Annotated in this window: 26 protein-coding genes and 1 pseudogene; 5 read left to right on the top strand and 22 right to left on the bottom strand. The window is 68.0% G+C overall.

What is annotated here, in order from left to right; translation table 11 throughout:
• Nucleotides 1–10: 10 nt before the first annotated feature.
• The 6 genes from AB0I04_RS06560 to glmU form a co-directional block, all read right to left on the bottom strand.
• Nucleotides 11–781: a 3'(2'),5'-bisphosphate nucleotidase CysQ gene (locus tag AB0I04_RS06560; RefSeq protein ID WP_360880095.1), complete on the bottom strand. Its 771-nt coding sequence runs from the start codon at nucleotides 779–781 to the stop codon at nucleotides 11–13.
• 20 nt (nucleotides 782–801) lie between these two features.
• Nucleotides 802–2,280 (bottom strand): sugar transferase, encoded by a 1,479-nt coding sequence (locus tag AB0I04_RS06555; RefSeq protein ID WP_360880092.1) that lies wholly within the window; start codon nucleotides 2,278–2,280, stop codon nucleotides 802–804.
• A 263-nt stretch (nucleotides 2,281–2,543) separates the two neighbouring features.
• Nucleotides 2,544–3,125, bottom strand: a complete 582-nt coding sequence (gene pth / locus AB0I04_RS06550) for an aminoacyl-tRNA hydrolase (protein WP_360881028.1) — start codon at nucleotides 3,123–3,125, stop codon at nucleotides 2,544–2,546.
• Nucleotides 3,126–3,419: 294 nt separating this feature from the next.
• Nucleotides 3,420–4,052, bottom strand: a complete 633-nt coding sequence (locus AB0I04_RS06545) for a 50S ribosomal protein L25/general stress protein Ctc (protein ID WP_360880089.1) — start codon at nucleotides 4,050–4,052, stop codon at nucleotides 3,420–3,422.
• Nucleotides 4,053–4,234: 182 nt separating this feature from the next.
• Nucleotides 4,235–5,215, bottom strand: a complete 981-nt coding sequence (locus AB0I04_RS06540) for a ribose-phosphate diphosphokinase (protein WP_360880086.1) — start codon at nucleotides 5,213–5,215, stop codon at nucleotides 4,235–4,237.
• 13 nt (nucleotides 5,216–5,228) lie between these two features.
• Nucleotides 5,229–6,677, bottom strand: coding sequence for a bifunctional UDP-N-acetylglucosamine diphosphorylase/glucosamine-1-phosphate N-acetyltransferase GlmU (gene glmU / locus AB0I04_RS06535; protein WP_360880083.1), 1,449 nt, complete (start codon nucleotides 6,675–6,677; stop codon nucleotides 5,229–5,231).
• A gap of 656 nt (nucleotides 6,678–7,333) precedes the next feature.
• Between glmU and AB0I04_RS06530 the strand changes: the two genes are divergently transcribed.
• The 3 genes from AB0I04_RS06530 (at nucleotide 7,334) to AB0I04_RS06520 (ending at nucleotide 9,614) form a co-directional block, all read left to right on the top strand.
• Complete coding sequence (locus AB0I04_RS06530; protein WP_360880080.1) at nucleotides 7,334–8,275, top strand: fatty acid desaturase; 942 nt, start codon at nucleotides 7,334–7,336, stop codon at nucleotides 8,273–8,275.
• A gap of 148 nt (nucleotides 8,276–8,423) precedes the next feature.
• Entirely contained in the window at nucleotides 8,424–9,146 is a 723-nt protein-coding gene (locus AB0I04_RS06525; protein WP_360880077.1) for a TetR/AcrR family transcriptional regulator, read from the top strand.
• 159 nt (nucleotides 9,147–9,305) lie between these two features.
• Nucleotides 9,306–9,614: a hypothetical protein gene (locus tag AB0I04_RS06520; RefSeq protein WP_360880074.1), complete on the top strand. Its 309-nt coding sequence runs from the start codon at nucleotides 9,306–9,308 to the stop codon at nucleotides 9,612–9,614.
• A 138-nt stretch (nucleotides 9,615–9,752) separates the two neighbouring features.
• Here the strand turns inward: AB0I04_RS06520 and AB0I04_RS06515 are convergent, their stop codons facing one another.
• Nucleotides 9,753–10,574, bottom strand: coding sequence for a trans-aconitate 2-methyltransferase (locus tag AB0I04_RS06515; protein ID WP_360880071.1), 822 nt, complete (start codon nucleotides 10,572–10,574; stop codon nucleotides 9,753–9,755).
• 78 nt (nucleotides 10,575–10,652) lie between these two features.
• Here AB0I04_RS06515 and AB0I04_RS06510 point away from each other — a divergent pair.
• Nucleotides 10,653–10,724: pseudogene (locus AB0I04_RS06510) on the top strand (MarR family transcriptional regulator); the annotation flags it as partial.
• A gap of 368 nt (nucleotides 10,725–11,092) precedes the next feature.
• On the opposite strand, the gene AB0I04_RS06505 reads toward AB0I04_RS06510, so the two are convergent.
• The gene (locus tag AB0I04_RS06505) at nucleotides 11,093–11,467 is read right to left on the bottom strand and encodes a VOC family protein (RefSeq protein ID WP_360880068.1); all 375 of its coding nucleotides are present in this window, start codon (nucleotides 11,465–11,467) and stop codon (nucleotides 11,093–11,095) included.
• A 114-nt stretch (nucleotides 11,468–11,581) separates the two neighbouring features.
• Here AB0I04_RS06505 and AB0I04_RS06500 point away from each other — a divergent pair, with 114 nt between their 5' ends.
• On the top strand, nucleotides 11,582–12,082 hold the full coding sequence (locus AB0I04_RS06500; RefSeq protein ID WP_360880065.1) for a MarR family transcriptional regulator: 501 nt from the start codon (nucleotides 11,582–11,584) through the stop codon (nucleotides 12,080–12,082).
• Between the two features lie 22 nt (nucleotides 12,083–12,104).
• Here AB0I04_RS06500 and AB0I04_RS06495 read toward each other — a convergent pair whose 3' ends face one another.
• From AB0I04_RS06495 to AB0I04_RS06430, 14 genes are all read right to left on the bottom strand, one after another.
• Nucleotides 12,105–12,635, bottom strand: coding sequence for a DUF488 domain-containing protein (locus tag AB0I04_RS06495; RefSeq protein ID WP_360880062.1), 531 nt, complete (start codon nucleotides 12,633–12,635; stop codon nucleotides 12,105–12,107).
• The gene (locus AB0I04_RS06490) at nucleotides 12,632–13,753 is read right to left on the bottom strand and encodes an amidase (RefSeq protein WP_360880059.1); all 1,122 of its coding nucleotides are present in this window, start codon (nucleotides 13,751–13,753) and stop codon (nucleotides 12,632–12,634) included. The genes AB0I04_RS06495 and AB0I04_RS06490 overlap by 4 nt, the downstream gene beginning before the upstream one ends.
• Nucleotides 13,754–13,927: 174 nt before the next feature.
• The gene (locus tag AB0I04_RS06485; protein WP_360880056.1) at nucleotides 13,928–15,040 is read right to left on the bottom strand and encodes an amidase; all 1,113 of its coding nucleotides are present in this window, start codon (nucleotides 15,038–15,040) and stop codon (nucleotides 13,928–13,930) included.
• A gap of 83 nt (nucleotides 15,041–15,123) precedes the next feature.
• Nucleotides 15,124–16,857: an ABC-F family ATP-binding cassette domain-containing protein gene (locus AB0I04_RS06480; RefSeq protein WP_360880053.1), complete on the bottom strand. Its 1,734-nt coding sequence runs from the start codon at nucleotides 16,855–16,857 to the stop codon at nucleotides 15,124–15,126.
• 134 nt (nucleotides 16,858–16,991) lie between these two features.
• Complete coding sequence (locus tag AB0I04_RS06475) at nucleotides 16,992–17,450, bottom strand: GNAT family N-acetyltransferase (RefSeq protein WP_360881026.1); 459 nt, start codon at nucleotides 17,448–17,450, stop codon at nucleotides 16,992–16,994.
• A gap of 264 nt (nucleotides 17,451–17,714) precedes the next feature.
• Entirely contained in the window at nucleotides 17,715–18,446 is a 732-nt protein-coding gene (locus AB0I04_RS06470) for an ATP-binding protein (RefSeq protein WP_360880050.1), read from the bottom strand.
• 37 nt (nucleotides 18,447–18,483) lie between these two features.
• Nucleotides 18,484–18,921, bottom strand: coding sequence for a hypothetical protein (locus tag AB0I04_RS06465; RefSeq protein ID WP_360880047.1), 438 nt, complete (start codon nucleotides 18,919–18,921; stop codon nucleotides 18,484–18,486).
• Between the two features lie 14 nt (nucleotides 18,922–18,935).
• Nucleotides 18,936–19,628, bottom strand: a complete 693-nt coding sequence (locus tag AB0I04_RS06460) for a WXG100 family type VII secretion target (RefSeq protein ID WP_360880044.1) — start codon at nucleotides 19,626–19,628, stop codon at nucleotides 18,936–18,938.
• Between the two features lie 7 nt (nucleotides 19,629–19,635).
• Nucleotides 19,636–20,007, bottom strand: a complete 372-nt coding sequence (locus AB0I04_RS06455) for a hypothetical protein (protein ID WP_360880041.1) — start codon at nucleotides 20,005–20,007, stop codon at nucleotides 19,636–19,638.
• Nucleotides 20,008–20,011: 4 nt separating this feature from the next.
• Nucleotides 20,012–20,716, bottom strand: a complete 705-nt coding sequence (locus AB0I04_RS06450) for a YbaB/EbfC family nucleoid-associated protein (protein WP_360880038.1) — start codon at nucleotides 20,714–20,716, stop codon at nucleotides 20,012–20,014.
• Entirely contained in the window at nucleotides 20,706–21,995 is a 1,290-nt protein-coding gene (locus AB0I04_RS06445; RefSeq protein ID WP_360880035.1) for a S8 family serine peptidase, read from the bottom strand. Before AB0I04_RS06445 ends, AB0I04_RS06450 begins: the two co-directional genes overlap by 11 nt.
• A complete protein-coding gene (locus tag AB0I04_RS06440) occupies nucleotides 21,992–22,459 on the bottom strand; it encodes a hypothetical protein (protein ID WP_360880033.1) in 468 nt (155 codons plus the stop codon). Before AB0I04_RS06440 ends, AB0I04_RS06445 begins: the two co-directional genes overlap by 4 nt.
• Nucleotides 22,460–23,318: 859 nt before the next feature.
• Nucleotides 23,319–23,762 carry a hypothetical protein gene (locus AB0I04_RS06435; RefSeq protein WP_360880030.1) on the bottom strand — a complete coding sequence of 148 codons (444 nt, stop codon included), beginning with the start codon at nucleotides 23,760–23,762 and terminating at the stop codon, nucleotides 23,319–23,321.
• Between the two features lie 279 nt (nucleotides 23,763–24,041).
• On the bottom strand, nucleotides 24,042–24,929 hold the full coding sequence (locus AB0I04_RS06430) for a 4-(cytidine 5'-diphospho)-2-C-methyl-D-erythritol kinase (protein WP_360880027.1): 888 nt from the start codon (nucleotides 24,927–24,929) through the stop codon (nucleotides 24,042–24,044).
• Between the last annotated feature and the right edge of the window lie 209 nt (nucleotides 24,930–25,138).

Here is a 25,138-nt window from a genome sequence, read left to right as displayed (position 1 = left end):
CGGGGTTCGCTTACGAGACCGCCCGGATACCGGCGAGCAGCGTCGGCGCCAGGTCCGGGTGGCAGACCAGGATATCCGGGAGGAGGGTGTCCTTATTGTTATAGATCAACGATGATCCGTCGATACGGGAAGTATGGGCGCCTGCGGCCCGGGCGACCGCGACCGGCGCGGCGGAGTCCCATTCGTACTGGCCGCCCGCGTGTACATAGGCTTCGACGTCGCCGAGGATCATCGCGGCGACCTTCGCACCGGCCGATCCGATGGTGACCAATTCCACGTCCGCGTCGAGTGCCTCGAGCAGCCGGTCGAGGAACGCCGGCGGGCGGCTGCGGCTGACGGTTAGCCGGATATGTGACGGATCGCTCAGCGGGCGCGATGGCGTCGGCTCCGCGGTGGAGAGGGTCCGTCCCTGGGCGGGCAGTGCGACGGCGCCGGCGGTGAGCCGCCCGGTCCCGTCCGCCCCCCGCTCCCAGAGGGCGACGTGGACGGCCCAGTCGGCCCGTCCCTCCTCGCCGTACTCACGGGTGCCGTCGAGCGGATCGATGATCCACAGGCGGTCGGCGTCGAGGCGGTGGAGGTCGTCCTTGCCCTCCTCGCTGAGGATCGCGTCACCGGGGCGCTGCCGGGCGAGCGCCTCCGTCAGGTAGATGTGCGACTCCCGGTCACCGGTGTCGCGGAGGGTCTTGATGTCGGCGAAGCCGGACTCGGCGCGTAGGCGAAGCAGGAGCGCTCCCGCCTCGGTGGCCAGGTCCCGTGCGAGGGCGTGGTCGTCGTGGGTCACGTACTTCTCTCTACTACACGTCAGTAGGCTCCGGAACCGTGCAACACGGCGGCCCAGGTCTTCCACAGGATCTGCAGGTCGAGTGTCAAAGACCAGTTCTCGACATAACGCAGATCGAGGCGTACGGATTCCTCCCACGTCAGATCCGACCGGCCGCTCACCTGCCACAGACCGGTCATGCCCGGTCGTACGACGAGGCGGCGGCGTACGTCGTCACCGTACTGGGCGACCTCTTCGGGGAGCGGCGGGCGGGGGCCGACCAGCGACATGTCGCCCCAGATCACGTTGAACAGTTGCGGCAGCTCGTCGAGGGAGTAGCGACGCAGCCAGGCCCCGATCCGGGTGATCCGCGGATCATTCTTGATCTTGAACAGGACCCCGTCTTGGTCGTTGAGCTTTACCAGCTCGGCCTTGCGCCGCTCGGCGTCGACGACCATCGTGCGGAACTTCAGCACGGTGAACTCGCGGCCGCCCCGGCCGACCCTGGTCTGGCGGAAGAACGCGGGGCCGTGGCTCTCCAGCCGGATGGCGATCGCGATGGCGGCCAGCAGTGGCCACAGGACGATCAGCGCCGCACAGGCGACGGTGCGGTCGAACGCGCTCTTGGCCAGCCGGCGGACGCCGGTCAGCTCGGGGTGTTCGACGTGCAGGAGCGGCAGCCCGGCGACCGGGCGGATGGAGGTACGCGGGCCGGCGACCTCCATGAGCGCGGGCGCGACGACGAGGTCGACGTCGTCCTTCTCGAGTTGCCAGGCGAGGCGGCGCAGGACCACGCCGTCCAGTTCCGGACAGGCCAGGACGGCGACGGTGTCCGCCTGCGCGGTCTCGACGACGCCGGCGATCCCGGCGAAGTCTCCGGCGACCCGGACGCCCTCGATCTCGTGGACGGCGTCGTCGCCGGAGGTGAGCATCGGGGGGAGACAGGCGGCGACGATCTCCATGCCGTGGTGGGTCTCGCGGCGCAGCTGCTTGACCAGGTCGGCCACTGCCGCCCGGTGGCCGGCGGCCACGACGCGGCGCATGCACTCGCCCGCCTTCCGCCGGTGGTGCAGCCGCTTGCGCAGCTGGTAGCGCCCGGCCAGCGCGAGCATCGTCGAGAGCGGCAGCGCCACGATGACGTATCCGCGGGCGACGTCGATCTTGGTGGCGTACGCGGCGATCGCGACCGTCGCGGTCAGCGAGAATCCGGCCTGGATGACCCGGCGGAACTCCTCGGAGCCGACGCCGAACAGCCGCTGCTCGTACGCGCGTCCCATGTTGAGCACGCCCGTCCACAGGAAGGGCAGGACGAGGCTCAGCCCGATGTAGGGCGTGCTCCAGGGGTCACCGAACGTGGGATAGCGGAATCGGGCGACGAACGCGATCAGGCCGGCGAGCAGGGCCGCGAAGAAGTCGACGCAGAACGCCTGCCGTGCGTACCCGGACGCCCAGGATTCGGCCTGCGAACGACCGTTGTGGGCGGACTGGGCCTCCGGCCACGCCTTTCCGACGACCGCCATCTCACCCCTCGCCGAAATACCCCAGGACTCTGCTGGATCAGGACGCGTCGTGAACCCCAGAGGTTCACACGTTTCGCCGTTTACCGCCCTCCGCGTCCTATCAGTGACGGTCAGTACCGAATTGCGACCTTTCAGCCATCGGGAGACTGAACGGCGCTGTATTCCGGATGCCTACACCCGGCACGATAGAGACCCAGAGTGCACAGAGTGATGGAAACCACGCTTTGCGCGGCACTCGACTACGCAGCGGTGCGAAAGACCTTCTATGCGGTGTGATAGACGTTCTGCGCGCGTTCCAGACCGTCGGTGAACAACGCTTCCGTGGCGTCGGCGGCGCGTTCGGCGTTCAGGTCGAGTTCCTTGCGCTCGGTCGCGGAGAAGTCACGCAACACGAAAGCCGCGGCGTCCATGCGCCCCGGCGGGCGGCCGATGCCGAACCTCACCCGGAGATAGTCAGGGCCGCCGAGCGCCTTGGTGATCGAGCGCAGTCCATTGTGGCCGTTGTCGCCACCACCGCGCTTCAGCCGCAGCGTGCCGTACGGGATGTCGAGTTCGTCGTGGACGACGACGACGCGCTCGAGCGGAACCTTGTAGAAGTCGTGCAGCGCCTTGACGGGGCCCCCGGACTCATTCATGTACGACCGGGGCTTCGCGAGCACCACCCGGACGCCCGCGAGACGGCCCTCGACGACCTCGGCGCGCGCCTTGTGCGCCTTGAACCGCCCGCTCATCCGCGCCGCCAGCACATCGAGGACCATGAAGCCGACGTTGTGCCGGTTACCGGCGTACTGCGGTCCGGGGTTGCCGAGCCCGACGACGAGCCAGGGCTCGTTCGCACCGCTCATGGTCGCGCTCACCGAGCATCCTCCGACATACGTCAAAGCCCGCGCGCAATGGGCCGCCGGGCCTGTCCGACACCCATTCCACACGGGCTCTGGGCGCCCCGGGCAGGGGCGCTCACACACTAGTGAACGACTGCGCGCCACGGGCCGTCAGGAGCGACCGCGAAGCCGTCCCATCATCCCAGCGGGCACACCGCACCGTGGGCGGACGCCCGCCGCCCGAGCGCGCCCGGCGGACGGACATCCGGCACCCGAGCACGTCGGGCGCCTGGACCATCCGGCGCCTGGACGGCGCTGTTACTCTTCGCCGCCCTCGGCGGGCTCGGCGAGGGCGGCCTCGGCCGCGGGCGCCTCAGCCTCGCCGGTGGTCGCCGCCTCGATCTGCTCGGCCGTCGGCGCCGCCACGACGTGCAGCACCAGGGCCTCCTCGTCGGCGCCGAGGGTCGCGCCCGCCGGCAGCTTGAGGTCCTTGGCGAGGACCTGAGTGCCGATCTCCAGGCCCTCGACGTCGACCTCGACCGCACCGGGGAGGTGGGTCGCCTCGGCCTCGAGGGCGATCTGCACGAGCTGCTGGTCGAGCATGCCGCCCGGCGCGATCTCGCCGGTCACCTGGATGGGAACCTCAACGGTGACCTTCTCACCGCGCTTCACGACGAGCAGGTCGACGTGCTCGAGGAAGCCCTTGAGCGGGTCGCGCTGGACGTCCTTCGGAAGCGCGAGCTCGACGCCGTCCCCGAGGCCCTCGACGCGCAGCAGCACGTTGGGGGTCTTGAGGGCGAGCATCAGCTCGTGGCCGGGCAGCGTGATGTGCTTCGGGTCGGTGCCGTGGCCGTACAGAACGGCGGGCACCTTGCCGGCCCTGCGAGCGCGCCGGGCGGGGCCCTTACCGAATTCGGTGCGGGGCTCGGCGGCAATGCGTACCTCGGACACGGCGAAAACTCCTCGCTGAAATGAAGCTTGTCAGTACAAAGTCGGCGCGCGTGGCGTCGAAGATCGTCGGTGCTCCTCGCGGCCGGGCTCAAGGTGGGCGAGCCCATCAACGCAGCGTCGGACGCACACGGTCTCCCAAGTTTAGCCGATCGGCGTTCCAGTTCGTGCCGAGGGTCGGATTCTCAGCTGTGCCCGCCGAAGAGACTGGTCACAGAGCCGTCGCTGAACACCTCACTGATCGCCCGGGCCAGCAGCGGCGCGATCGACAGCACGGTCAGCTTGTCGAACCGCTTGTTGTCCGGGATCGGCAGCGTGTTGGTGAGTACGACCTCGGAGATCCGGGAGTTCTTCAGCCGGTCGACGGCGGGCCCGGACAGCACGCCGTGCGTGGCGGCCACCACGACGCGCTCGGCGCCCTCCTCGAACAGCGCGTCGGCCGCCTTCACGATCGTGCCGCCGGTGTCGATCATGTCGTCGACGACGACGCACGTGCGGCCGGCGACCTCACCGACGACGTCGAAGACCTTCACCTCGTTCGCGACCTCCGGGTCGCGCCGCTTGTGAATGATCGCCATCGGGCAGCCGCCGAGCTCGTCGCTCCAGCGCTCCGCGACGCGCACCCGCCCGGCGTCCGGGGCGACCACCGTCACCTGCGCGGTGTCGAGCTTGGACTTGATGTAGCTCGTGAGGATCGGCAGGGCGAACAGGTGGTCCACCGGGCCGTCGAAGAAGCCCTGGATCTGCGCGGTGTGCAGGTCGACGGCCATGAGCCGGTCCGCGCCGGCGGTCTTGAACAGGTCCGCCATCAGGCGCGCGGAGATCGGCTCGCGGCCACGGTGCTTCTTGTCCTGCCGCGCGTAGCCGAAGAACGGCGCGACCACCGTGATCCGTTTGGCCGACGCCCGTTTGAGGGCGTCGACCATGATCAGCTGCTCCATGATCCACTGATTGATCGGGGCGGTGTGGCTCTGCAGCACGAACGCGTCAGAACCGCGCACCGACTCGTTGAACCGCACGAACGTCTCACCGTTGGCGAAGTCGTACGCCGACGTGGGCGTCGGCTCCACGCTGAGGGCCTCTGCCACTTCTTCGGCCAGTTCGGGGTATGCCCGGCCGGAGAAGAGCATCAGCTTCTTCTCGCCCGTCGCCTTCATCCCTGTCACCCGTACCGTCCCCTTACTCGCTGTCCTGGCCGTCCTGCTCGCGGGCGCGGCGTGCCGCTTCGGCCGAAGGGGTGCCGGCGCGCTTGCGCTCGACCCACCCCTCGACGTTGCGCTGGCGTCCCCGGGCGACCGCCATCGCGCCCGGCGGCACGTCGTCCGTGATCACGGAACCGGCCGCGGTGTACGCGCCGTCGCCGATCGTGACCGGAGCGACGATCATGTTGTCGCTGCCGACCTTGACGTGGTCGCCGACGACGCTGCGGCTCTTGGTGACGCCGTCGTAGTTCACGAAGACGCAGGCGGCGCCGATGTTGGAGCCCTCGCCGATCTCCGCGTCGCCGACGTAGGTCAGGTGCGGGACCTTGCTGCCCTCGCCGACCACGGCGTTCTTGGTCTCGACGTACGTGCCGATCTTGGCCTTGCGAGCCAGCCTGGTGCCCGGCCGCAGGTAGGCGAAGGGACCGACGCTCACCTCCGGGCCGATCTCGGCGGAGAGGCACACGGCGTTGACCACCACGGCGTCCTCCCCGATCGAGGTGTCGGTGATCGTGGTGTTCGGGCCGATACGCGCGCCCGCCGAGACGTGGGTGGCGCCGCGCAGCTGGGTGCCCGGCTCGATGATCACGTCGGGCTCGAGCGTCGCCTGGACGTCGATCCACGTGGACATCGGATCGACGATCGTCACGCCGGCGCGCATGTGCGCCTCGAGGATCCGGTCGTTCAGCTGGCGTCGCGCCTGGGCGAGCTGGACCCGGTCGTTGACGCCCTGGGTCTCGATCCAGTCGGCCGCCTTGTACGCGCCGGCCCGGTGGCCGTCCCCGCGCAGGATCCCGACGACGTCGGTGAGGTACTCCTCGCCGCTGGCGTTGTCGGTGGTGACCCGGCCCAGCGCGTCCGCCAGAAGCTTTCCGTCGAAGGCGTACATGCCGACGTTGATCTCGCTGATGGCCCGCTGGTCGGGGCCCGCGTCCTTGTGCTCCACGATCGCGGCGACCTCGCCGCCGGGCCCCCGGACGATCCGGCCGTACCCCGTCGGGTCGGGGATGTCGGTGCTCAGCACCGTGACGGCGTTGCCATCGGTCTCGTGGGCCCGTACGAGCTCGGTCAGGGTCTCACCGCGCAGCAGCGGGTGGTCGCCGTTGGTGACGACGACCGTGCCGGTCAGCGCGCCGACCGCCTCGAGGACGACCCGCACCGCATGACCGGTGCCGTTCTGCTGTTCCTGGGTCACGGCGACCGCGTCGGGGGCGATCTCCGCGAGATGCTCGACGACCTTGTCCCGGCCGTGCCCGACGACGACCACGACGCGTTCGGGCCGCAGGTCGCGGGCGGCGGCGAGGACGTGCCCGACCAGGCTGCGTCCGCCCAGTTCGTGCAGGACCTTCGGGATGGTACGGGACTTCATCCGGGTGCCCTCGCCCGCGGCGAGGACGATGACGGCTGCGGGGCGACTCATGGTCACGCGACCACCTCACCGGACGGCTCGGTGGTACTGCTGTGACATGGCATCGCCCGGTGGCTCACTCCGCTCACTGGAGGAGGCTCCTCGGCGTCGCTGACAGGTTCGAGTCGGGCCACGGACGCCTGGGGAGACCTCCGGTGAGGTGCCGGCCTGCGAGAAGGCGGGGTCGCAGGGCCGTTACCCGCCCGACACCCGAAGGATACCGCCCGCGTCGGCGGCCCGCGCGCCCCGGTCCGGGCGGCGGGCAGACGAACCCCAGGTCAGCGCGATGGTACGGGCTGGGGAGTGAGCTCCGGCGTCTGGGCTCGAACCAGAAATAAAGGGACCAAAACCCTCCGTGATGCCGATTTCACCACGCCGGATCGCCGTGGCGGCATTCCTGCCGCCGGGCATCCCTAACGATAGCGGCTGCCCCGTCGGACGGCGCATCGGTTTCGATCACGAAGAGTCGCCGCGCTCACACCCGGACAATCCGGGCCAATCCCCCACGTCATGGACGTCGCCATGAGGGGCTCAACGGCGGCTTGCCGACCGGCAAGCGTCGTGTGACTCGTGCGACATGTTTGCGGGAATACTGTCGGGTATCTACCTAACTTACGCCGCCGTAGGTTACGGTTGCGTAGCCGTAAGTTTCCCGATGGGCAGGAGGAAGCCGCATGACCGTAGCCCCGTCCGCGCCACCCCGATCGCAGGTCCGACCCGACCTCGAAGCGAAGCCCAAGGGCATTTTCGAACGCGTCCTGCTGGCCGTCTTCATCGTCGTTCCGCTCCTCGCCGTCGTGGCGGCCGTGCCGTTCGCCTGGGGCTGGGGTCTCGGCTGGAGCGATGTGGCGATCACCGCCGTCATGTACACGATCACGGGCATGGGAGTGACGGTCGGTTACCACCGCCTCTTCACCCACAAGTCGTTCAAGGCCAAGCGCGCCTTGCGCATCGTGCTGGCCCTCGCCGGCAGCCTCTCGATCGAGATGAGCGTGATCGACTGGGTGGCCACGCACCGCCGTCACCACAAGTACTCCGACAAGGAGGGCGACCCGCACTCGCCGTGGCGCTTCGGTGGCGACTGGAAGGCGCTCAGCAAGGGCCTGGTCTGGGCGCACATGGGCTGGTTGTTCGACGCCGGCCGCACCTCCCCGGCGAAGTTCTGCCCCGACCTGGTGGCCGACAAGGACATCCGCCGCATCAGCAGAGTGTTCCCCGGCCTCGTCGCCGTCTCGATGCTGATCCCGGCGCTCCTCGGCGGGCTGATCACCATGTCCTGGTGGGGCGCGCTGACCGCCTTCTTCTGGGGCTCGCTGGTCCGCGTCGCCCTGCTGCACCACGTCACCTGGTCCATCAACTCGATCTGCCACGTAATGGGTGACGAGGCGTTCGACTCACGGGACAAGGCTCGTAACGTCTGGTGGCTCGCGATCCCGTCCTTCGGCGAGTCCTGGCACAACCTGCACCACGCGGACCCGACCTGTGCCCGGCACGGTGTGCTGAAAGGCCAGATCGACATCAGCGCCCGGACCATCTGGATCTTCGAAAAGCTCGGCTGGGTATCCGACGTTCGTTGGCCGAACGCCGAACGGCTCGCCGCAAAGCGGATATCGTAAGCGAAACTAATCAGTCTCACACGGCGCCGCCTGCGGTCGGGAGTCCAGGGCCGCCAGGGAAGAGCAGGCAGTGAGCGTAGCCAACGATTCGGCCGCTACCGCAACAATTGAGGACGTGAGCGAACCCCCACGGTCGCGCCGGAAGCGTATGACCGGAAAAGAACGACGGGAGCAACTGCTCGACATCGGCAGGACACTCTTCGCCGAACGCGGATTCGACGGCACCTCCATAGAGGAGATCGCCAGCGTGGCGGGAGTGTCCAAGCCGGTGGTCTACGAGCACTTCGGCGGGAAGGAAGGGCTCTACGCGGTCGTCGTCGACCGCGAGATGGCGCGACTACTCGACCTGATCACCAAGGCCCTGGTCGGCGGACACCCCCGGCAGAAGATCGAACGCGCGGCGCTCGCCCTCCTCGAGTACATCGAGGACAGCAGCGAGGGCTTCCGCATCCTCGTCCGCGACTCGCACGCCGCCTCGGCCACGGGGACGTTCGCCAGCCTGCTCAGCGACATCGCCAACCAGGTCGAGCACATCCTCGGGGACGAGTTCAAGGAAAAGGGCTTCGACCCCAAGGCGGCCCCGCTGTACGCCCAGGCGCTCATCGGGATGGTCGCCATGACCGGCACCTACTGGCTGGACGTGCGCAAGCCCAAGCGCGAGGAGGTCGCCGCCCACCTGGTGAACCTCGCGTGGAACGGGCTGTCCGGCCTCGAGCCGAAGCCGTACCTGACGACGGACCACAAGGCCCGCCAGAAGGACCTGAAGGCCCGGGCCAAGGAAGCGGCCAAGGAGGCCAAGGAGGCGGCCAAGGAGGCGAAGGAGCACGCCCGGGCCGCCCGCCGCAACGTCGTGGAGCCCGGATCACTCTGATCGGGCGCCACCTCGGCCCCCTCACTTCATGTAGCCGTTCTGTCACACCCGGTCCCTATGGTCGTACCCGACCAAGCGACGATGACGGGCTCGCGCCCGTCCGCGGATCCGTGCCCTCGCGGCGGTGATCCGCCGTCGGCGGGATCCAGGAGGTGGGCAGTGCGATATCGATCCGGTGGTTCCGATCGAGGCCGCGCCGGGCGAGGGCGCGCCGGCGGGAAGATCGGGCGCGCGGCGGCGGTCCGGCGAGCGCGCGGCGTGGCCGACGCGCAGGGCGACATCTGCGCGATGCGGCTCACCGAAGGCCTGGAGGACGCCGTGTTGGCGCTCGACACCCAGCCGGCCGGCTTCGAAGACGCGGTGCGCAAGGCAGACCATGTGGAGGAGCTGCGGCGGATCCTCGGCATCCTGCTCGACGTCCTCGCCGACTGGGAGATGCTCGCCGACCGCGAGGCGCGCGGCCCGTGACACCGGTGCGGCGCCCGGAGGACCGGGCGCCCCGGTTCACGCGCCCAGGGCATGTCCGGTGGATCTTGTTCATGGCGCAGCCGGACGAAGATCCACCGGACGCACCCTGAGTCAGACCGCCTCTTCAGGCTCGAGGAATCACCATTCGCTCCCCTTCGCCTCGGCGTTCGGTGGTGGCGACGGCCGTCGGGCGACGACGAAGATCCGTCGGAAGGGGAAGACCGTGCCGCACGAGCGGCGCGGGTATGCCGCGCGCAGCCGAACCGCGAGTTCGGCGCGGAACTCCTCCCGCTCGGTGTCGTCCGGCAGCGCATCGAACACGGGCCGCAGCGCGGTGCCGCTCATCCACTCGAGCACAGGGTCGGGACCGGGCAGGATCTGCAGGTAGGTGGTCTCCCAGGCGTCCACCTCGCAGCCGAGACCGGCCAGCAGCCCGGCGTACTCGGTGAGCGTGGAGACGACGTCGTGCCGGACCGTCGCGGCGAGCCGGTCCCGCCAGCGCGGTGCGGCGCACAGTTCACGGAGGATGACGTGGCTCGGCGCGTCGAAATTGCCGGGCATCCCGAAGGCGAGCCGGCCGCCCGAGGCGAGAGCGTCGACCCATCGGGGCAGCAGGCTCTGGTGGCCGGGCACCCATTGGAGGGCCGCGTGGGAGAAGATCACGTCGACCAAGCCGTCGGGCTTCCACATCGCGAGATCGCCGATCGAGAAGCGCACCCGGGCGCCGAGTGCCGCCCCACGCGCCTCGGCGATCATCCGGGCGGAGCTGTCGACGCCTTCGACGCGGGCACCGGGCCATCGGGCGGCCAGGTCCGCGGTGCGCTCGCCCGGTCCGCAGCCGAGGTCGACGACGTGGCGGGGGTCGTCGACGTCGACGCGGGCCAGCAGTTCGGAGAAGGGCCGGGCGCGCTCGGCGGCATACGTTCGGTAACGCTCGGGATTCCATATATCTCTTGACATCAAGACACATGATCCCCTCACGAATATCTTGATGTCAAGACAGATAAGTGATCGGTCACGGAGGACGAGGTAGACCGGCTGGTCGAGGCCCGGCACGCGGAGCGCCCAGACCTCGACGTCGAGCCCCCGCACGTCTTCAGCCGGGTCTCCCTGGAGCGCACGACACGGCCGGACACCCAGGGCGACGCCTATGATGCGGCTCACCGAGGCCCTGGAGGACGCCGAGCCGGCGCCCGAGGCCCTGGAGGACGCTGAGGCGGCGCCCGAGGCCCTGGAGGACGCCGAGCCGGCGCCCGAGGCCCTGGAGGACGCCGAGGCGGCGCCCGACGCCCAGTCGGCCGGTTTCGAGAACGCGGCCCACAAGGCCGACCACGTCGAGGAGCTCCGCGGGATCCTGGGCATCCTGCTCGACGTACTCGCCGACCGGGAGATGCCGGCCGACCGGGAGGCGGGGGCCCGTGACATCGACGCGAGACCGAAGGACGAGCCGCCGGCGGGCCGGCGTGGGGCGGACGAGCTCAGACCGCTTCGACGGGCTCTAGAAACTCCAGGCGGTTGCCGACGGGATCGTCCACATAGAAGCGCCGATATCCGGGCAGCAGGCCGTCACGGACGACGCAATGACCGGCGGCCCGAAGCCGGGCGGCCAGCGCCTCCAGGTCGCGCACGAGGATCCCAGGATGGGCTTTCCTCGCGGGCCGGAAGCCCGTCTCGGAGCCGATGTGGATCTCGATGCCCGGAGCGCGGAACCACGCTCCGCCCCTGGCGGCCAGCTCCACCGGTTTGCACACCTCGGCGAGCCCGAGCGTGCCGGCGTAGAAGTCCCGCATCCGCCCCTCCGTGCCCGGAGGCGCGGCAAGCTGCACGTGGTGAAATCCAACCAGGAGGCTCAAGGCCGTCTCCTTCCCACCCGTGGCCCAAGGAGGACCGGGATACTGATCTCTTGACGTCAAGACGGATGATCCGGCGTGGATATCTCGACGTCAAGACAGGTAAGGTGATCGGTTGTGGAGGACGAGGTGGACCGGCTCGTCGAGGCCTGGCGTGCGGAGCGCCCGGACCTCGACGTCGAGCCGCTGCACGTCCTCAGCCGGGTCTCCCGGCTCGCCCGGCACCTCGACCGCGCCCGCCGGGCGGTCTTCGCCACGCACGGCATGGAGTCGTGGGAGTTCGACGTGCTGACCGCACTACGGCGCGCCGGTCCACCGTATGAACTGAGTCCCGGCCGGCTGCTGCGCGCCACCCTGGTCACTTCCGGCACGATGACCAACCGGATCGACCGCCTGGAGTCCGCAGGCCTCGTCCGCCGGAGCCCCGACCCGCAGGACAAGCGCGGCGTCCTCGTCCGGCTGACGGACGCCGGCCGCACGCGGGTCGACGCCGCGTTCGCCGACCTCGTTGACCGCGAGCGCGAGCTCCTCGGCTCCCTCAGCCCCGATGACCGTCGCACGCTCGCGAGCCTGCTGCGCTCGCTCCTGGTCCCCTTCGACACCGACCCGGCCGCCTGACCCGAGGCGTCGCCGGAGCGGCTCAGATGAGCGGCTCCTGGCCGCCGTCGTAGACGAGGAGCCCGTCGTCGCGGATCCGGGCGCCCGGTGCTGGAGTGTGCGGGACGAGCCGCCCGTCGTGCATGAGGTGATCGACCGGTACGCCCCTGACCAGCACGAGGTAGTCGGCGATCAACCGCCGATGGCAGCGCCACCAGACGCTCTCGCTGCACATCACGGCCTGCCGCCGGTCCTCCCGCAGCAGGTCGTCGATCGCCGCGCCGAACTCCGCGCCGCGCATGTGGGCGGCGTACCCACGGAACATCTCCTCCCGCCAGAAGACGTCGGGAGAGTCGGCGGGCGGCCGCCGGAAGCCGCCGAGACGCTTGTCCCACCGGTAGTCGATCCCGTGCTCCGGCAGCCATCGCTCCAGCTCGTGCCGCGCCACGTGCGGATTGCGCCGGCTCCCGGGCGCCGTACGCACGTCGACGAGCAACGCGACGCCCGCGGCCGTCAGGAGCTCGGCGATCCGGTCCTGCGACGCGGTGCCGTGCCCGAACGTGAGCACCGTCATCGGCGCAGGGCCGCCTCGATGGCCACGCCGACGGCCAGCAGCCGTTCCTCACCGCCCATCGGCCCGACGAGCTGCAGCGAAGCCGGCAGCTCACCATCCCCGGCCACCGGCACGGGAAGCACCAGCGCGGGGTGACCGGACAGGCTGAACGGCAGCGTGAGCTCGGTCAGGTCCACCTCGCGCTCGGCGCCGATCAGGGGTGGTCGCTGCGAGATCGTCGGCAGGGCGAGCACCGCGAAACGTTCGAGGAGCTTGTCGAAGAGGTCTCGCGTCGCCGCCCGGGTGGTGTACGCCTCGTCGAGCATCCCGTCGGTGATCCGTTCGCCGCGTTCGATGCGCCGCCGGATGCGGACGCTCATACGGTCCGGGTAGGCCAGCAGGCCTCGGTGCGCACGATGGCCTTCGCCGAGGATCAGCGTGTTGCCGGCCGACAGGGCACCGGCCCAGGCGTCCATGGGCTCGTCGGCGAACGCCAGGTCCGCCGCGCGCAGCGCCGCGTCGACGGCGGCGTCGATCGCCGGATCGACCGCGACGCCGTCCGGACGCAGCCGCCCGACGACGACTCCGGCCTCGTACGGCTTCGGTGTGAAGCCCGGCTCGATCAGCCCCATGCCCAGCGCGATCGCCGCGACGTCACGGCCGAGGGGCCCGACCGTGTCGAGTGACGATGCGAGCGAGAACACTCCCTCCAGAGAAACCCGGCCGTGCGTCGTCTTCAAGCCGGCGACTCCGCAGCAGGCCGCCGGGACCCGTACGGATCCGGCCGTGTCGGTGCCGAGCGCGACATCGGCCTCGCCGGTCGCGACGGCCACCGCCGAGCCGCTGGACGAACCGCCCGGTACCCGTCGCGGATCGAGCGGGTTCACCGGAGTGCCCGTCCAGGGGTTGATGCCGTCGATGGCCCGGCACAGCTCGGTGAGGTTCGTCTTGCCGACGATCCGGGCGCCCTGCGCCCGCGCGGCGGCGACGCAGGGAGCGTCCGCCTCGGCCGGTTCCGCCCGGTCCCCGATGACGGGGCAGGCCGCGGTCGTCGGCAGCCCCGCGACGTCGATCGCGTCCTTGACGGCGAGCCGGGGACCGTCTCCGGGTGCCTCCATCCGGAGCAGCCACGTCGTCATGGTCGGCCTCGTGTGCTCGCCATTACCAAGGTCACGGAATCATCTTGCCCTTCCCGCCACCGAACCGACAGTCCTCCCGCCCCACGGCCCTCTCAGCCGAGCGACCACCAGCGCGTCCTCGGCCGGGCAGATCCTGGGCCGGGCAGTCGGGCAGTCGAGCAGCCGGGCGAACGGTCAGCCGAGCGCGGCTTCCAGAGCGGCGGCCGCACCGCACAGCAATTCCTCGCCCCCCGCCGGTCCGACGAGCTGCACGGCGGCCGGTAGATGGGACCCGGGCAGTGGCACCGGGAGCGCGAACACCGGCAGCCCGGCGACGTTGAACGGTGCGGTCAGCACGCACAACAGGAGATCGTCGTCTCCGGCCGGAGGCGGCGGCGCCACGGTCGGCAGGACCGGCAACGCGAGGACCGCGTGTCGCTCGAACAGGACGTCGAGCTCCGCCCGAATCGCCGTCCGGGTCGCCTCGGCCCACCCCCGCTTGCCCTCCGCGTCGGTACGCAGACCGCTCAGCCGCCGGTACATCCGTTCGCTGAGCCGGCTCGCGTCGTCCAGAAGGTGACCGTTCTGGCGATAGGCCTCCTCACCGACGAACACGCCATTGGCCAGGACGGCGTCCGCGAAGTGCGCACAGGTCTCGTCCACCACCGTGAACACCTGGCGCAGCGCCGCGTCCACCGCCGCGTCGATCGCCGGTTCGGCCACCCCGGGGATTCGCAGCCGGCCGACGGTCATGCCCGGGTCGTACGGTGCCGGGGCGAAGCCGGGCTCGATCAGCCCCATGCCCAGGGCCACCCCTGCGACGTCCCTGGCCATCGGGCCGACCGTGTCGAGGGAGGGCGAGAGCGGATACACGCCGTCGAGGGGCACTCGGCCGTGCGTCGTCTTGAGCGACGCGATGCCACAGCAGGCGGCCGGGATCCGCACCGACCCGGCGGTGTCCGTGCCGAACGCGACGTCCGCCTCTCCGGTGGCGACGGCCACGGCCGAGCCACTGGACGATCCGCCGGGGACACGCGCCGGGTCGAGAGGGTTGACCGGGGTTCCGAACCACGGGTTCACGCCGTCCGCGCCAAGGCAGAACTCGGTGAGGTTCGCCTTGCCGACGATCCGCGCGCCCTGGGCGCGCGCCGTCGCCACGACCCTGGCGTCGGCCGCCGCCGACTCGGCGCGGTCGGCGACGGCGCGGCTGCCCGCGGTCGTCGGCGATCCCTCGATGTCGATGGCGTCCTTGACCGCCAGCCGCGGCCCGTCACCCATACCGTTGAAGCGCGTGATCCATGTCGACATGAAAAAGGATCATCGCGGCATCGGCCGGTGATGAACAACCCTCGTACGGTCCCGGCCTAGGGAGCGTCCACCCCGGACACCCCCTACACCTCGTCGGCGAGGACGAGCCACTGCTCCTCGATCTCCTCGCGCTCGGCGCGTACGCTCTTCAGCTCCGCGTCGAGTTCGAGCAGTTTCTCGTGGTCGGTGGCGTGGGTGGCCATCAGCTCGTGCAGCTCCGCCTCGCGGGCACCGAGCTTCTCGATCCGGCGTTCGAGCCGGTCGAGCTCCTTCTTCGCTTGCCAGGAGTTCTTGGCCGGCTTCGGCTCGGCGGCCCGTACGGGCGCGGGTTCCGGCGTCGAACGGTGGCGCCGGTCGAGGTACTCGTCGACCCCGCCGGGCAGCAGCGACAGCCGGCCGTCGCCCAGCAGCGCGAGGACATGGTCGCTGACCCGCTCCAGGAAGTACCGGTCGTGGCTGACCAGCATCAGCGACCCCGGCCATCCGTCGAGCAGGTCCTCCAGCTCGGTCAGCGTCTCGATGTCCAGGTCGTTGGTGGGCTCGTCCAGCAGGAGGACGTTCGGCTCGGCCATGAGCAGCCGCAGCAGCTGCAGGCGCCGCCGCTCCCCACCGGACAGGTCGCCCACCGGGGTCCACTGCGCGTCGCCGCGGAACCCGAAGCGCTCCAGCATCTGACCGGCGGAGAACTCCTTCTTCCCCAGCGTGATCCGCCGCTTGATCTCCTCGACCGTCTCCAGGACGCGACGGCCCGGGTCGAGCTCGCCCAGCTCCTGCGACAGGTGCGCGAGCTGCACGGTCTTCCCCCGGATGACCCGCCCGGCGGCCGGCGCGACCGTACCCTCCAGCAGCCGCAGCAGCGTTGTCTTCCCGCTGCCGTTGACGCCGACGATCCCGACCCGGTCTCCTGGTCCGAGCTGCCACGTCAGGTGCTCGAAGATCGCGCGATCGCCGACGCGCACGGTCACGTCCTCGACGTCGTACACGGTCTTGCCGAGCCGCGCCGTCGCGAACCGCACGAGCTCCACGGTGTCCCGCGCCGGCGGCTCGTTCGCGATCAGCGCGTTCGCCGCATCGACACGGAACTTCGGCTTCGACGTACGGGCCTGCGGCCCCCGGCGAAGCCACGCCAGCTCCTTGCGGAGGAGGTTCTGCCGCTTCTCCTCGGTCGACGCGGCGATGCGGGCCCGCTCGGCCTTGGCCAGGACGTACGCGGAGTAGCCGCCCTCGTACCGGTGCACCTGCCCGTCGGCCACCTCCCACGTACGCTCGGTCACCGCGTCCAGGAACCACCGGTCGTGGGTGACGACGATCAGCGTGCGATCCTTCAGGTGCCCGGCGAGCCAGGCGATCGCCTCGATGTCGAGATGGTTGGTGGGCTCGTCCAGGACCAGCAGGTCGGTCTCGGGGACGAGCAGCCGGGCCAGCGCCACCCGCCGGCGTTCCCCACCGGACATGCCGGCCATCGGGGCGTCCAGCGAGACCCCTGGCAGCAACCCGGCGAGGATGTCGCGCGCACGAGCGTCGCTCGCCCACTCGTGCTCGGCCTGATCGCCGAACACCACCGAGCGAACGGTCGCACCGTCGGGGAACTCATCGCGCTGGGTCAGGAACCCCAGCCGCACGCCCCGTGCATGTGTCACCCGCCCGCTGTCGGGCTCGATGCGGCCGGCCAGCAAGGAGACGAGTGTGCTCTTCCCGTCGCCGTTGCGGCCGACGACGCCGATCCGGTCGCCGGCGAACACGCCGAGGGAGACATCGTCGAGCAGAGGGGACGGCCCGTACGCCTTGCTCAGGCCTTCAACATTGATCAGATTCACGACGCCACCAAGGGTAGTGGCATACGCCCCCTGACCGCCCCGCGGACGAAGCGCGCGCCCGCCGCTCGCGTACGTGATGAGAACGCGGGTGTGATCGACGCGTCGTCACGGTCAGCGGCGAGGGTGCCAGCTCATCACGATGTCTCATCCAGCGGCTTCACCAGGAAGCGAGTGGGATCGGCGGCCTGACGGATGACGCCGTCCGTCCCGACGTAGTCGTACCGGTCGAGGTACTGGCAGCCGGTCTCCTGATACCCCAGCCGCAGGTACAACGCGGCCGCGGCGTGGTTGTCGTCGTTCACCCCGAGCCCGATCATGCGGTGACCGCGTTCGCGAACGCGTGCCTCAGCCGCGCGTATCAACGCCGTCCCGATCCCTCTCGACCGCAGCTCCGGCGGCCACACACCGAGCCCACCGAGCTCCGGGCAGTCCGCATAGCGCCGCCGGACCTCGACCGCCCCGCACCCGTCCCACAAAATCGCCCCCGAACCCACCGGCCGTTCGTCCAACCAGGCCACCAGGTACGTGCTCAAACCCTGCTCCTGACGCGCGAACCGCCGTGCGTGGAACCGATTCCGCCCCGGCGAGGGCATGTACCGCTCGAGTAGCTCGACATCCTGCTCCCGGCAGACAGTGATCGTCACCGTCCCGATCGAAGCCCCGTCGCCCATCGGCCTCACCTCCGCGTCCCGATTCCTGCCCGCAGTCTGCCCTTGCGGTGCCCTGGCCGGCGCCGGGCGTGACGCGCCCTGCCGCCGATACCAGACCCGTTCGCACACAAACTGGCTGCACGATCTTCGTTCATCTGCGGAAACGCGAGCCAGAGGTGAGAGTTGTGTGTACGGGCCCAGGACCGATCACCGGGTGGCCGGTTGGTCGAAGAGGATGAATTCGGCGCGTACGGTCTTGCCGGTCGTGGTGGGGTGGATGGTGACGCGGGCGAGTTCTTCGGCGATCCATAGCCCGAAGTGGCCGACCTCGCCGGGGAGGTCTTGGACGGGTAGGTCGGGTGAGGCGTCGGCGACGTCGAGGATGACGGTCCGCTCGGGCTCGGTCCGTTCGGTGACGGTAAGGGTGACCGGTGCGGCGCCGTGGGCGATCGCGTTGGTGACCAGTTCGCTGGTGACGAGGATGGCGTCTTCGGCGAGGTCGGTGTCCACCCGCCCGGACACGGCCGGACCGAAGGCCGCTGTCTCAAGGTCGTCACGCTGGCCGAAGGGCTGCTGTTCTACCACGCCGCCCAGGCCATCGCCATCACCCGCAAGACCCGGCCCCGCCACGGCGGCAAATCCTCGACCACCACCGTCTACGCCGTCACCAGCCTCGCCGCCCACCAGGCCCGGCCCGACAAACTCGCCGCCTGGATCCGCCGCCAATGGCAGATCGAAGCCCTCCACCACATACGCGACGTCACCTACCGCGAAGACGCCTCCCAGATCCGCACCGGCACTGGCCCCGCCGTCATGACCGCCCTGCGAAACCTCGCCATCGGCATCCTGAAACTCTGGACCAACATCGCCCAAGCCAACCGGCGACATCTCCAAAACGCCCGCCGCTGCCTCACCACCCTCGGCCTCACAACCGGACATCAAGCCCCATAACGCGAGAACACCGGAGCCGTGTGAGCTAGGAGGTCCGTGACGCATCATTGCGTCGAGAGCCCGCCACCCACTGCTGAGCCTCTTCGAGCATCTCGTTCCAGCGCGAATCCTCGGGCCACGGCACCGGGAGTCGTTCGGTGGTTCCGTCCGCACGGACCACGGTCAGCCGACGCCCGCCGAACCAGCGGCGAACCTCGATCGCGGCGATCTCTTGCCGCGGAATGAACCTGCGACGCAACGCACGCACGGCGATCCCCTCGCCGGTGAGAATCACCCTGAACCTCAACTGGACCATTGCGATGTAGGCAATTCCAACAAGGAGAATTCCAGTGAACTCAAGGAAATCACGATCGACACCGCCCAACATGACGAGCACGACCGCCCATATCCCGGCGACAATTACAAGCGGCGACCATCGCCATGTATTTCTTAGAGTGATGTCGACCGCGTCGTTGTGTATCATCGGACCCCATGCACCTAATTATGCATCTTCCAGTTTCGCCAATCCCCCAAAACATTCCACTGGTAGGGGTCCGCGAATTCTCGAGTGAAATACGGGAAGGGATGCTCAAGATCAGGAGAATGTTGAACGCGTCGACCGATGCTGCCGTTTTGAATTCCAGTGGATATTTGCCGTAGAGCCTGCGTGCGTGGATTGAGCTTTTCTAGGTAGGAGTTCTGGAACTCTATTAGCCTATCGGCAAACTTGATGCTGGCGCCTACGGCAGCGAGTGCACCTACCGTCCCGGTCCTTGAGGCCGCTATCGCGGCGAGGACCGTGGCAACGAACCAGGTGCAGAGTTTGGTGAACTCTTCGTTCATTGCACTGACATCACCAGCGGCACCGTCCAAAATCGACGATATCTGTTTGAACTGGCCGGACAGCACTTGAATCGACTCGTCGTTCAACGTCTGCATCCAGTTCTTGTATGCGTCGGCGGCGCCGCCCTCCCAGTCTTGGCCCAGTGATCGAATTTCCCTCTGAAGGTCTTTGCCCGTATTATCGACGTGTGTAGCAAGCGCGGTCCAAGATCGAGCGAGCGCTTTGATCGCTTGAGGATCGCCCCAGGATTGTTGCGCCGCAAACTTCACTTGGGCGCCTAGGCCGGCGTTGACCTTGTATGCTGCCGAAATGGCTGCCGTAACCGGCGGCGGAAAGCTGTCAGCCATAAAAAGATCACCGAGTGCCTTGGTTTAGAATTTGACCGAGATCGTTTCCCGGCGTTTGATGCTGAGGCAGCCTTTCGCCTTGGTGTGCCACAGTTGACGCCTCCTCCGCATCGCCGTAGTTCTTTTTCACGGAACGGAGTGCCGCCACCACCTCAGCCATAAGGCTACACACGCCGGGCACTATATCATTTGCGTACTTTTCGCGCAGCCCCTCAAGCTCCGCCACAAAATTATCCCCTGCGGCCGTAAATTCGCCTCCAGTCGTGAAAAGTCCATGCAGATCGCCGGGTATTCTCTTGTCCCATTCTTCGCGCTGCCCGTCGAGCCAAGCGGCATGGCGTTCAAGCCGCCGCTTCTCAACCTTGTAACCGTCCGCCATAGTTTTACTCTTCTCCGATTGCGCGCCCGAATTTTCGTACGGGCGACTCGACAAGAGCTTTCTTAATTGTACCGACCCGGACTCCACTTGACTGCTTGGCGACTCTATTGATCGCCGTCATCGTCTGTTGCGAGAGCCTCTCCAAGCCAACTTCTCTAGGCGCTTCCGGCCTAATGCTGATCCTGAGGCGGCTTTCGGTCACGTTGCTCTCCACATGCCCGACAGCCGCTCCGATCTCACAACGCAAGAACCTTCGCTCAAACGCGCCGACATCACCGGAGAGGCGCTGAAGAAATTCCCCACACTCCGCGATGGCGTTCTTGGTGTCCGCTGCCCCAGAATAATCGATCTGGTCGTAATTGACCGCGTCGGGAATCTCACTAATCACCGTCTTCAGGCTATTGGCGGAAGGAGCGGCGTCGAACTTCAACTCGCGGAGACGTTCGCCAACGATCTGGCCCGCACGCCGCGCCCTGACGACCGCTTCGGTGATCTGAGCGCCGAGCCGTTGCGGATGCCGCAGAGCCTGATCAGAGATTGCGAGATCGACGATATCGCCGAATCCATTGGCGGTCACCGTCACAATCCCCTGCCGGTCCGTTTGAACGACCCGTTTCCTACGAGCCGCCACCTCGAACTGCTCGCACTGAGATATGGCTTCTTTGAGTTCCGCCCGTACTTGGCCCCAGGCTCCAGCGTCATCCTTCATTCGCATGGCCCCCGGATCGCGCATTATATGATCTAGCGTGTGCCTGCATCTCAGCGGCGGAGGCGATCTTGCTGGCGTTGGCCCGGCGCCGCCATAGGATTGCACCGATCAGAAGCCCCGCCGCAGCGATCGCCGCTATAGCGATGAAAATAGCGACAATACGTCTGCTCGTATGAGTCGATTTGCGCGGCGCCTGGGACACTGAAGAACCTGGTGTCGGAGGGGCAGTTTTCGCCCCCACAGAGTGGGATACTGGCCACTTCTCGAACCCCTCGTACACAGGGTTTGGTGCGTTGGATGGAACAGGATAGCGATTAGGGTTCATCGCGGCGGTGATCTGAATGGCACCGTATCCCGTTCGGTCGTTCCATTTTGGAGATCCCAACGGGCGGGCCGTTGCGATTAGTCGCTGAACCACGGTCCGTGCCGGCATCTCTGGGTTACGCGATCGTATGAGAGCGATGGCGCCCGATGTCAGCGCCGTGGCAATACTTGTCCCCCAGCTTTTAGCGAAGTATCGCCCATCCTTCCCGACCGTTCCCCCAACTCCTGGAGCAGCTACAGCGACATAAGACTGTCTCTGCGTGCCGCCCCACGGCTGCAAGGTCTTGTCGATCGCCCCTACAGCCAGGACTCCTGCACACGAAGCAGGAAGCTCCGGCCAGTTTGAGCCAGCTCCACTGTTGCCGGCAGCTGCAACGACGATGACATCGCGTTGGACCGCATAGGAAACGGCATTCTGAAGATCTGGATCACAGTGGTTGGGTAGAGTTGCCGAATTTGCCCCCTGAGAAATGCTGATTACTTTAGCGCCGTGATCTACGCTGTATCTGATGCCGTTCGCATAATCTTCGTACTGGTTTATCTGGTCGCCGACCCGTAGCGTGACGTGGACAGGCAGTATTTTGGCCCCTGGTGCAATACCCACAAAATTAGTGGCCCCTCCGCCGTGGGCAGCGATGAGCGCCGCCATGGCAGTGCCGTGCCCATAATCCTTTTCATCGAGGTCTTGGCGGCCATCAGTTTTGCGCCCTGTTGTGTCACTACCCGCGAGAACCGATCCGACCAACTCTGGGAGCTTAGCATTCACACCGGAATCGAGAACGGCGACGGTGACACCGACGCCAGTCGTCGTCGGCCACACGTCACTCTGAATACCCCACGCGGAAAACCACCACTCTTCCTGGCGTGGTTGAGGTAGCGCGCTAGCCGTCGCAGCCGGCATCACCGCCGAAGCGACGGCGATGATGCCTGCAGCGAAACGCCAAACAATCTTCACGCATCGTCCTCGAAAGGCCAGCGGGGTTGCTGAATACGGATCCCCGTTCCGCTCTGTTCGAAGCTCGCCTGTTGCTCCAATCGCTCGATCTTTGCGCGGAGCCTAGAAATCTCCTCTTGCGGATCTCCGACGCCGTCTTCGAGATCAAGCTCCTTGAGAAGATCGGCAAGATCATCGCTATCACTGGATAGATCGAGCTGAACATCTTCGGCCGACGCGTCACTCTCGCTTGAGGAATCGTTTTTGGTGGCTCCGTCACCGATGAGTTGGGGACCTGCATCGATGCCGTCGTTCCACACATCCTCGTCTTCTACAAGCCATGTCGCGCGTTTGCGTTCGCGCTCACCGCGATCGGCTCCCGCACCGACCGCAGGACCCATCATCCCGGCTCGGCTGGCAGCGCTCGCCTCTGCCTCTTGAGCCGCAGCCGCCGCAGCGCCGCCTGCGCCCCAGCGGCTACTCAATGGGTTGATGCTCCCAACACCACCTGGTGGCATTGCACCACTCATGCCTGGCGTAGGCGATCCGAGCCCAGGGCCGCCACCTACTCCCGGAATGCCCGGGTCATTCAGGAGAGGACCCGCTCCACCGCTGGATCCTCCGATTCCTGGGCTGGATGGCGTCGGAGTCCAGCCCGCGAGATCCGTATTCGAACCACCGGTCCCCGGCAAATGGTTACCTCCGCCTGGGACGTGTCCAGGGGAAACAGTTCCGCCACCACCGAGTCCCGGCACGTGTCCACCGCTACCCGAGGCTCCGCCCGTGGCAGGGCCTCCACCTGCAGGGCCACCACCCATGGGGCCTCCACCTGTGGGGTCGGCCCCAGCGTCCGGAGAATAGCCGTCGCGAGCATCTCCGGGCGGGAGGCTGGTGCTGACCTCCGAGGGCATCGCCATCCACGCCTGAGAGATGCGCTCGTTCGCTCCGCCCATCCAGCTCTGGGCTTCGGCCAAACTCTTGGAAGGCGGCTTGGACGTCTTGTACCAGGCGAGGTTCTGACCGTGCTCCTCGAGCGCCGTTCCGAATTCATTGGCCGCCTGATGGAGTGCCGCCGAGGAAGCCCAGACCTCCCGCAGCGCCGACTGTGCAGCGCCGGCGTCTTCTCCTCCCCAGGCTTCGTGAAGGATGTCGCGGACAGTGACCATGTCGCCGGCGAACTTCCCGTACGCCGAAGCGAACGTCTGGTAGTCCTTTCCGGCCTGGGTGACGTGGCCGGGAGCTGTCTGCTTCAGAAGCTTGTCGATGTCTGCTGGATCGTTGTATCTACCAGGTGTTCCAGAAGGAGCGCCGGCGCGCATGGGCGACGAGTAGGAGTCGGCCATGTCAGTTTCTCCCGTCCGGGTTCAACGAATTGGGCACCGTCGGCTCCTGCTTGGACGGCGCCGAGGAGGGGTCGTGGCCGCCCAGGTCGGCCGCGGGCTGGACGTTCAGGCGCTTGTCCACGGCGGCGATCCGCCGCTCGAGGTCTACCTCGTTCGCGTCGTAGACGTTCGCCGCACGATGCAGCTTCTTGATCGTGCTCATCAGGGCGTGCAGGACGCGGCTGTGCTGGTCGGCGAGGGACTGGTGGCCGGCCTGGACGCTCGGTTGGAACGACGATGCGGCGTCCCACTGGCCGAACGCCACCGGCTCGGGGCGGTTCAGCTTCTCAGTCGCCGCCAGCAGATCTTCAAGGTGAGCCTCGAGTCGCTTGGCGGCCACCCTGATCTGACCGGTGTTCGCCCTCAGCTTGCCCCGGTCGTCGATGCCCGGCCAATTGTTGTACATCGGGAGCGGTACGGAATTCGCGTTCACCGGTGGCAACAGCCATCGCCTCCTCGTGCGAGCACCCCCGTGCACCGCACTGTCTCAGCAGGAACGCCGACGCTCGTAATGATGCGTCATCTCGCCAGCCCCTGCACACCCCGTCAGATCCCAAAAACGTCCTAGACTTTACGGATTCTGACAGGTGACGTCCAGGCTACTTGCCGTGTGCGTTGCCGAGCCGTGACCATGCCGGCCGGATCCTGACCGTTTCGCGGATTGTGTCCCCGCCGATACGCCGGTTCACACCAAAGCGACGCCGGGGACCGGGCCGACGGCCGGGCGTACGGCGGCGAACAGGCCCGACTCGTTCAGGGCTGCGGCCAGTTCTGCCGAGTGATCCAGCGAGGCGGCAAGGAAGGCGCACGTGGGGCCGGAGCCCGACACGAGGGAGCCCAGGGCGCCCGCGTCGTGGCCGGCCGCCAGCGCCTGACCCAACGACGGGCGCAGGCTCAGCGCCGCCGGTTGGAGGTCGTTGTGCAGGGAACGGCCGAGTGCCTCGGCGTCGCCGGTCTTCAGGGCGGCCATCAGATCATCCGATACCCGCGGCCACACGCTGTCCTGCTCCCCCGCCGCGCGCAGCCGGTCGCATTCGGCGTACACCGCGGGCGTGGACAGGCCACCATCCGCGTACCCGAACACCCAATGGAACTCCCCAACCACCTCGACAGGCGTGAGCCGCTCTCCCCTGCCGAGACCGACGGCGGTGCCGCCGAGCAGCGCGAACGGGACGTCGCTGCCGAGCCGGGCGGCGAGTTCGAGGAGCGTCTCGCGGTCCAGCCGGGCCTCCCACAGCACGTCGCAGGCCAGGAGGGCCGCCGCCGCGTCGGCGCTGCCGCCGGCCATGCCTCCGGCGACCGGGATGTCCTTGCGGATGTGCAGGGCGACGTCCGGCCGCCGGCCGAGGTGCTCGGCCAGCAGGGTCGCGGCGCGGGCCGCGAGGTTGTCGGGGCCGGTGGGCACGCCCGCCGGTCCCTCGACCGTGACACTGAGCGCGTCGGCCGGGGAGGCGGTCACCTCGTCGAACAGTGAGACGGCGTGGAAGACGTTGACAAGGTCGTGGTAGCCGTCGTCGCGGACGGGGCCGACGCTCAGCTGCAGGTTCACTTTGGCAGGCACGCGTACGGTCACCAAAACCTCCAAACGACACCTCGGCCTTCAGGCCGGGGAAGAATCCGAAATCTGTCAGGAGCGTCCCGGCGGAGCCGGGACCGTCCGAGGCCGAAATGCGGCGGTACGCCCGGACGCCTTTTACAACACTTTGCGTGTTCGGTAAGTTGCGCTACGTGAGGACGGCATATAAGTGCCGGGCATACCCCGACCCCGAGCAAGCGGCCATG

It is taken from the genome of Actinoallomurus sp. NPDC050550 (assembly GCF_040655075.1).
GTDB lineage: Bacteria > Actinomycetota > Actinomycetes > Streptosporangiales > Streptosporangiaceae > Actinoallomurus.
This window is presented reverse-complemented; position numbering and strand designations above follow the sequence as displayed.